Annotated in this window: 12 protein-coding genes and 1 pseudogene; 8 read left to right on the forward strand and 5 right to left on the reverse strand. The window is 48.2% G+C overall.

Going from position 1 to position 7,478, the window contains the following annotated elements; translation table 11 throughout:
- Window positions 1-1,079, forward strand: a 1,079-nt coding sequence (locus ACUU1I_RS18510) for a GAPES1 domain-containing protein (protein WP_449144876.1), incomplete at its 5' end; no start/stop codon positions are given.
- Window positions 1,080-1,121: 42 nt separating this feature from the next.
- Window positions 1,122-1,625 carry a mischarged aminoacyl-tRNA deacylase gene (gene yeaK / locus ACUU1I_RS18515; RefSeq protein WP_000138038.1) on the forward strand — a complete coding sequence of 168 codons (504 nt, stop codon included), beginning with the start codon at window positions 1,122-1,124 and terminating at the stop codon, window positions 1,623-1,625.
- Here yeaK and yoaI read toward each other — a convergent pair whose 3' ends face one another.
- A complete protein-coding gene (yoaI, locus tag ACUU1I_RS18520) occupies window positions 1,626-1,730 on the reverse strand; it encodes a small membrane protein YoaI (protein ID WP_000999629.1) in 105 nt (34 codons plus the stop codon).
- 169 nt (window positions 1,731-1,899) lie between these two features.
- Here yoaI and ACUU1I_RS18525 point away from each other — a divergent pair, with 169 nt between their 5' ends.
- Window positions 1,900-2,346 (forward strand): DUF441 domain-containing protein, encoded by a 447-nt coding sequence (locus ACUU1I_RS18525; protein WP_000460707.1) that lies wholly within the window; start codon window positions 1,900-1,902, stop codon window positions 2,344-2,346.
- On the opposite strand, the gene nimR is transcribed toward ACUU1I_RS18525, so the two are convergent.
- Entirely contained in the window at window positions 2,303-3,124 is an 822-nt protein-coding gene (gene nimR, locus ACUU1I_RS18530) for a DNA-binding transcriptional regulator NimR (protein ID WP_000972265.1), read from the reverse strand. The two genes, ACUU1I_RS18525 and nimR, sit on opposite strands and share 44 nt — an antisense overlap.
- Window positions 3,125-3,220: 96 nt before the next feature.
- Here nimR and nimT point away from each other — a divergent pair.
- Both nimT and ACUU1I_RS18540 read left to right on the forward strand, forming a co-directional pair.
- Window positions 3,221-4,402 (forward strand): annotated as a pseudogene (gene nimT / locus ACUU1I_RS18535) (2-nitroimidazole transporter).
- A 54-nt stretch (window positions 4,403-4,456) separates the two neighbouring features.
- Window positions 4,457-4,804, forward strand: a complete 348-nt coding sequence (locus ACUU1I_RS18540) for a DUF488 domain-containing protein (RefSeq protein WP_005049895.1) — start codon at window positions 4,457-4,459, stop codon at window positions 4,802-4,804.
- A 21-nt stretch (window positions 4,805-4,825) separates the two neighbouring features.
- On the opposite strand, the gene yoaF is transcribed toward ACUU1I_RS18540, so the two are convergent.
- A complete protein-coding gene (yoaF, locus tag ACUU1I_RS18545) occupies window positions 4,826-5,080 on the reverse strand; it encodes a DUF333 domain-containing lipoprotein YoaF (protein WP_000691930.1) in 255 nt (84 codons plus the stop codon).
- A 182-nt stretch (window positions 5,081-5,262) separates the two neighbouring features.
- Between yoaF and dgcP the strand changes: the two genes are divergently transcribed.
- From dgcP to yoaJ, 3 genes are read left to right on the forward strand one after another with little or no spacing between them, the layout of a single operon-like run.
- On the forward strand, window positions 5,263-6,288 hold the full coding sequence (gene dgcP / locus ACUU1I_RS18550) for a diguanylate cyclase DgcP (protein ID WP_005068753.1): 1,026 nt from the start codon (window positions 5,263-5,265) through the stop codon (window positions 6,286-6,288).
- A 32-nt stretch (window positions 6,289-6,320) separates the two neighbouring features.
- On the forward strand, window positions 6,321-6,419 hold the full coding sequence (locus ACUU1I_RS18555; protein WP_001219350.1) for a YoaK family small membrane protein: 99 nt from the start codon (window positions 6,321-6,323) through the stop codon (window positions 6,417-6,419).
- A 2-nt stretch (window positions 6,420-6,421) separates the two neighbouring features.
- Complete coding sequence (gene yoaJ / locus ACUU1I_RS18560; protein WP_001386836.1) at window positions 6,422-6,496, forward strand: protein YoaJ; 75 nt, start codon at window positions 6,422-6,424, stop codon at window positions 6,494-6,496.
- Between the two features lie 51 nt (window positions 6,497-6,547).
- On the opposite strand, the gene ACUU1I_RS18565 is transcribed toward yoaJ, so the two are convergent.
- Both ACUU1I_RS18565 and ACUU1I_RS18570 read right to left on the reverse strand, forming a co-directional pair.
- Window positions 6,548-6,979: a DNA-binding protein gene (locus tag ACUU1I_RS18565; RefSeq protein WP_000955482.1), complete on the reverse strand. Its 432-nt coding sequence runs from the start codon at window positions 6,977-6,979 to the stop codon at window positions 6,548-6,550.
- Window positions 6,973-7,200 carry a helix-turn-helix domain-containing protein gene (locus tag ACUU1I_RS18570; RefSeq protein WP_001274794.1) on the reverse strand — a complete coding sequence of 76 codons (228 nt, stop codon included), beginning with the start codon at window positions 7,198-7,200 and terminating at the stop codon, window positions 6,973-6,975. Before ACUU1I_RS18570 ends, ACUU1I_RS18565 begins: the two co-directional genes overlap by 7 nt.
- Window positions 7,201-7,478 lie beyond the last annotated feature (278 nt).

The following is a 7,478-nucleotide window of genomic DNA, read 5'->3' on the forward strand; positions in this document are numbered from 1 at the left end:
ACGCTGCTGAGCAGTCGGAAGTGTCGCCAGAACAGCGGCGCGCCATCTGCGAGGCTTTTGAGTCTGCCAATAATACCCATGGCTTAAACCTGACTGCCCATAAATACCCGGGCTTACGCGGCACACTACAAACCGCATCCACTGACTGCGACACAATTGTGGAAGCTGCAGCACTATTACCCGCTTTTGATCAGGCAGTGGAAGGCAACCGCCACCAGGATGATTACGGTTCAGGTCTTGGGATAGCCGAAGAGAAATTTCACTATTATCTCGATCTCAATGACCGCTATGTCTATTTTTATGAGCCGGTTAATGTTGAATACTTTGCGATGAATAACTGGTCCTTCCTGCAGTCAGGAAGTATTGGCATCGATCGCAAAGATATTGAAAAGGTATTTACCGGGCGTACCGTATTGTCGAGCATTTACCAGGATCAGCGTACTAAACAGAACGTGATGAGTTTGCTGACGCCGGTATATGTCGCAGGGCAGCTAAAAGGGATTGTGCTGCTGGATATTAACAAAAACAATTTGCGGAATATCTTTTACACTCATGACCGCCCTCTCCTCTGGCGTTTTCTCAATGTCACGCTAACCGATACCGATTCGGGGCGCGACATTATCATCAACCAGAGCGAAGATAATCTGTTCCAGTATGTCAGTTACGTCCATGACTTACCGGGCGGCATTCGTGTCTCGTTATCCATTGATATTCTTTACTTTATCACGTCTTCGTGGAAAAGCGTTCTGTTCTGGATTTTGACGGCGTTAATTTTGCTGAATATGGTCCGGATGCACTTCCGTTTATACCAAAATGTGTCGCGAGAAAATATTAGTGATGCGATGACTGGACTGTATAATCGCAAAATTTTAACCCCTGAACTGGAGCAGCGGTTGCAGAAACTGGTGCAATCCGGTTCTTCGGTGATGTTTATTGCAATTGACATGGACAAGTTAAAGCAAATAAATGACAACCTCGGTCATCAGGAGGGGGATTTAGCGATTACGTTACATGATGCGTATAAAGCTTCCGATGAGCGTTTATATGTCAATAAGCAGAACAAAAACAGCCGTTCATGATAACCTTCTGTGGTTGTTTGCTTGTAATCTCAGGAGCGTGAAATGACTGAAATGGCTAAAGGAAGCGTGACGCATCAGCAGTTAATCGCTTTATTATCACAAGAAGGTGCTAACTTCCGCGTCGTTATCCATGAAGCGGTAGGTAAATGTGAAGCGGTGTCAGAAATTCGTGGCACCGCTCTAGGCCAGGGTGCTAAGGCACTGGTATGTAAAGTCAAAGGCAATGGCGTAAATCAACATGTTCTGGCGATCCTCGCAGCCGATCAACAGGCCGATCTGAGCCAACTCGCCAGCCATATAGGCGGATTACGCGCTTCGTTGGCCAGCCCGGCGGAAGTTGATGAACTCACAGGCTGTGTCTTCGGCGCGATCCCCCCTTTCAGCTTCCATCCAAAACTCAAACTGGTTGCCGACCCTCTACTCTTCGAACGATTTGATGAAATCGCCTTCAATGCAGGGATGCTGGATAAATCCGTTATTTTGAAAACCGCGGATTATTTGCGCATTGCGCAACCAGAACTGGTCAATTTCCGCCGCACTGCGTAGCTAGCCTATCCGTTCAATAAGCAGAACGGACAAAACCAGCACAACCGCAATAGCAAAAAACGATGATGTGATAATCAGTGTCTCGACGAACATTTGATCGTTCATAGCATGCCCCCGGGAGATAGCTGTTTTCACGTTATTGTTAGCGTGCACAAATGGCAGTTTGATGACAGTTCGCCTGATTTTTTATGCAAAAAACGTAAAGATTTTCTACTTCCTTCCTGCAGCAAGCGTAAAGTAAGCAGGCTTATTATTTTTTGGCAAGGAAACCACGATGTTTGATGTCACTTTGCTGATCCTGCTCGGGTTAGCTGCGCTGGGCTTTATCAGTCATAACACCACTGTCGCCGTTTCAATTCTGGTGTTGATCATTGTCCGCGTCACACCGTTAAGCACCTTTTTCCCGTGGATTGAAAAACAGGGGCTAAGTATCGGGATAATCATTCTGACGATTGGCGTTATGGCCCCCATCGCCAGCGGGACGCTACCGCCCTCAACCTTGATTCACTCGTTTCTGAACTGGAAATCGCTGGTGGCAATTGCAGTAGGCGTTATTGTCTCCTGGCTGGGTGGGCGCGGCGTGACGTTAATGGGCAGCCAGCCGCAACTGGTTGCTGGGCTGCTGGTGGGCACTGTTTTAGGCGTAGCGCTGTTTCGCGGCGTACCGGTTGGCCCGCTTATTGCCGCGGGTCTGGTTTCGCTGATTGTGGGGAAACAGTAGTTAATCCCGCAATATATCGGCCTGGCGTTTGCCCTAGGCCTTTCTTAAACATAGTAATAAAGGCCGTTGTTGAATCATACCCCAGCGTATGAGCAACTTTCTGTACAGTATCGCCTTTCACTAATCCCTGAAGCGCCATAATCAGCTGTAACTGCTGACGCCACTGGCGAAAACTCAACCCCGTCTCTTTCACTATCAGTCGGGCAAGATTGCGTTCACTCATCGCAAAAAAGCCAGCCCATTGCCCCAATGACCCCCACTCGACGGGCCCTTTCGCCATCATCTCCACCATCGTGCGGATTTTAGGATGAGAAGAAACGGGCAGGTGCAGCTGTTGTTGTGGCTGCTGAGGGAGTTCATCAAACAGGACCTGAATTAATCTGCGGGTCATCGGCTCAGCACGCTGAGTCGTCGTCCTGTTTGCCAGGGTTAAAATTAATTCCCGGCATAAGGGCGATATTTTCAATGTGCAACATGTTGTCGGCATTGTCACTGCGCTGGGTTCGATAAACAGAAAACAGAGTTCAGCGTTAGCTGTCACTTGATTGCTATGCTTCACCCCGCCCGGTATCCAAACCGCATATTGTGGCGGCACCATCCACAAAGCATTTTCCACCGTACAGGTAATTGCACCATGTAATGCTAGTATCAGCTGTCCTTTGCGGTGCTGATGTACAGGACTGGTTAACTCATCCGTTCCGGCGTGAATACAAAATGCGACCGCGGCTTCATGGTGTCGGTCGGGTTCATAGCCATTGAGATTCAACCTGTGCATCATTTTGTCCGAACTTAGCGATAATTTGTCATTTTAGCTTGATTCAACATAACAATAAAAACGGTAAGGTACAGCCTCGTTTGTAACAATGAGAAGCATATGACCTGTTCAACTTCATTAAGCGGCAAAAACAGGATTGTCCTTATCGCTGGCATTCTGATGATTGCCACAACATTACGCGTCACCTTTACCGGCGCAGCGCCGTTACTGGATACGATTCGTTCCGCTTACTCGCTGACGACAGCGCAAACCGGCTTATTAACCACCCTGCCATTATTGGCCTTTGCGCTAATCTCACCTCTGGCTGCCCCGGTGGCGCGACGTTTTGGTATGGAACGTAGCCTGTTTGCCGCGTTACTTTTGATCTGTGCAGGTATCGCAATTCGTTCTCTCCCTTCGCCTTACTTATTATTTGGCGGTACAGCGGTCATTGGCGGTGGGATTGCATTAGGCAATGTCTTACTGCCAGGATTAATTAAACGCGATTTCCCTCATTCCGTCGCCAGACTTACCGGCGCATATTCCCTGACAATGGGAGCTGCAGCGGCACTGGGATCGGCTATGGTCGTGCCGCTGGCTTTGAACGGTTTTGGCTGGCAAGGCGCGTTGTTCATGCTGATGTGTTTTCCTCTGCTGGCTCTTTTTTTATGGCTGCCACAGTGGCGAAGTCAGCAACATGCAAATTTGAGTACCTCACGCGCCTTACATACTCGGGGTATCTGGCGTTCGCCACTTGCCTAGCAGGTAACATTGTTTCTTGGGATCAACTCACTGGTCTATTACGTGATTATTGGCTGGCTTCCGGCGATCCTCATCAGTCACGGCTATAGCGAAGCACAGGCGGGTTCACTGCATGGTTTGCTGCAACTAGCCACAGCAGCTCCCGGTTTGCTGATCCCACTTTTCTTACATCATGTGAAAGACCAGCGTGGTATTGCAGCGTTCGTTGCTTTGATGTGCGCAGTGGGCGCGGTTGGGCTCTGCTTTATGCCAGCGCACGCGATCACCTGGACTCTGCTTTTCGGTTTTGGTTCCGGCGCAACAATGATACTGGGGTTGACGTTCATTGGTCTTCGGGCAAGTTCTGCGCATCAGGCGGCGGCACTCTCGGGGATGGCACAATCCGTCGGGTATTTGCTGGCAGCCTGTGGGCCGCCGCTAATGGGTAAAATACACGATGCTAACGGTAACTGGTCCGTACCACTGATGGGTGTTGCAATACTTTCACTACTGATGGCGATTTTCGGACTTTGCGCCGGGAGAGACAAAGAAATTCGCTAATATCCGGTGCTATAGTGACGTGACAAATCTTGCGTGAAAGGGAGAACAAACACGATGAATATTCAGTGCAAACGCGTTTATGATCCGGCTGAACAGAGCGATGGTTATCGCGTACTGGTCGACCGCCTCTGGCCGCGCGGTATCAAAAAAACCGATTTAGCCCTTGATGAGTGGGATAAAGAAATCACGCCGTCAACGGAACTGCGCAAAGCCTTTCACGGCGAAGTCGTCGATTTTGCAACCTTTCGCGAGCAATATCGCGCAGAACTGGCGCAACACGAGCAAGAAGGAAAGCGGCTGGCGGACATCGCCAAAAAACAGCCGCTGACCCTGCTCTACGCAGCAAAAAACACCACGCAGAACCATGCGCTGGTGCTGGCCGACTGGCTACGTAGCTTGTGATTTTAGTACGGCATCCGGCGGTTATTTTTCACCAGCCGGATGGTCCCGTCGCCACAATGCCCATTCATCAATCGTTTCACCGCCCGGTAATTTGCAATTGTTGCTGACCCCTTGCGCTGTCTGCACTGGAATGAGCGTCCCGCCCTTCTGCTGGCAATAGACCGACGCCGGATTTGCCATACCAATCTGCGGCGGTTTAGGTGCTTCTGGCTGAGAAGGGGTTGAACAACCAGCCAGGACCAGCAAGCAAGGCAGAACAAAACTGATAATTTTCATTTATTGATCTCACATATTTATCCAAGCTTAGAGTATCGCGGTATCGTTTTGTTTTGCAGCACTATTTTTATTACATTCACTCAAAACATATTACGTCTTGTTTCATCTTTGTTGATGATGTTTTATCATGCCTGCAAAGATTAAATAATCAGCACTTACCCGCCGTATCCTGGAGTTGTTCCGTGTCAGATCAGATTATCGCCCGCGTCTCGCAATCCCTTGCCAAAGAACAGTCACTGGAAAGTCTGGTCCGACAGCTTCTGGAGATGCTGGAAATGGTCACTGATATGGAATCAACCTACCTGACCAAAGTGGATGTCGAAGCGCGCCTGCAACATATTATGTTTGCCCGTAACAGCCAGAAAATGCACATCCCGGAGAATTTTACCGTCTCGTGGGATTACTCGTTATGCAAACGCGCCATTGATGAAAACTGCTTTTTCAGCGATGAAGTCCCTGACCGTTGGGGCGACTGTATTGCGGCACGCAATCTTGGCATCACCACATTTCTGAGCACGCCAATTCACTTACCGGATGGATCATTCTATGGCACGCTTTGCGCCGCCAGCAGTGAGAAGCGCCAGTGGAGTGAACGCGCGGAACAGGTTTTACAGTTATTCGCCGGACTGATTGCACAATATATTCAAAAAGAGGCACTGGTTGAACAGCTGCACGAAGCCAATGCTGCGCTGATTGCGCAATCGTATACCGACTCGTTAACCGGGCTACCGAATCGGCGGGCGATTTTTGAAAATCTGACGACGCTGTTTTCCCTCGCCCGGCATCTTAACCATAAGATAATGATCGCGTTTATCGATCTGGATAACTTCAAATTAATCAATGATCGTTTTGGTCATAATAGTGGCGATCTGTTTCTCATTCAGGTTGGCGAGCGCCTTAATACGCTCCAGCAAAATGGCGAAGTTATTGGTCGTCTCGGTGGTGATGAGTTTTTGGTTGTTTCACTAAACAACGAGAATGCGGATATTTCGTCGCTGCGAGAACGTATTCAACAGCAAATACGTGGAGAATATCACTTAGGTGATGTTGATTTGTATTATCCCGGTGCCAGTCTTGGCATAGTAGAAGTCGATCCTGAAACAACCGATGCAGACAGTGCCCTGCATGCTGCCGATATTGCGATGTATCAGGAGAAAAAACACAAACAGAAAACACCTTTTGTCGCGCATCCAGCGCTACATTCCTGAGGCGTATTCACATCCTTTTGATTGGTGATAACATGCGAATCGGTATTATTTTTCCGGTTGTAATCTTCATTACAGCGGTCGTATTTTTAGCATGGTTTTTTATTGGCGGCTATGCTGCCCCGGGAGCATAAAGATGAAAAAAACAACGATTATTATGATGGGTGTGGCGATTATTGTCGTACTCGGCACTGAGCTGGGATGGTGGTAACGTCACCTCTAAAAAATAGCAAAGGCTGCCTGTGTGCAGCCTTTGTGCAATTTAAGCGTTAACTTTTAATCTTCCTGTAGATAAATAGCACGACAATCGCACCAATAACGGCTGAAGCATTTCGTCTGCAGTCTGAACCGCAGGCAACCATTTTTCAGCAAGTCTGCGCTGGGAATCGCTGGCTTTATCCCATTTGCTCCACAGTGCCTCACGATCGTAATCGTGCGCTTCCAGCGTGGGGCGGGCGATTTCAAAATACCCCTGGCTTGTTTCTATTTGCTCAGATTTTAATAACAACTCAACACGTGCTGCCGCTGGTAGAACTGATATATGAAATTCCAAAGCCTTTGAACCCGTACGCTTGCGACGTAGTTCTGGATGATTGGCTGCAAGCTTTTCAAGATTGCGGCGAATACTCACCTCATGTTTAGGAAAGCATGACATTCCTACGCATTCTTGCGCTGTTACCCAATGGGTTAACATGATGTTTTCTCCATATACCGAGAAGGCCAAATCTGGGCTGGTTCCATATCCAAATATCTAGCAATGATTGCTTCGTATCGTGGTATATGGCAGCGAAATACGTTACGCATAGTGTCAGGCTTTAAGCCTGCCTCTCTGGATAATTGAGATAGTGTCTTCCCCTTCATACGAACAGCAGCCTTTATCTGCTCTGCGTGCCAGTCTTGGTTTTTTGCTGACATTCTGCGATCCTTACTCTCTTAACGTTTTCGGTAACTGATACCGGCTACCGCTATCGGGAAAAACGATATCGCAGAAAAATGCGCATTTCAAGAGCTATGCACATTTTTATTTTAACCAATGCAAATCAAAGAATTCTGTAAAATTCTTTATATAACAGAGAGATTGAGCATGACAGGTGAAAAAGAAAGCAAAAATGCAGAGCGCATTTTTATGCCCCGGAAATAATGCGTTTCAAGGAACGCCTTGAAGAGGCAATGAATGGAGAATCAAGCCGGGC

Source organism: Shigella sp. SIG3, from assembly GCF_053555855.1.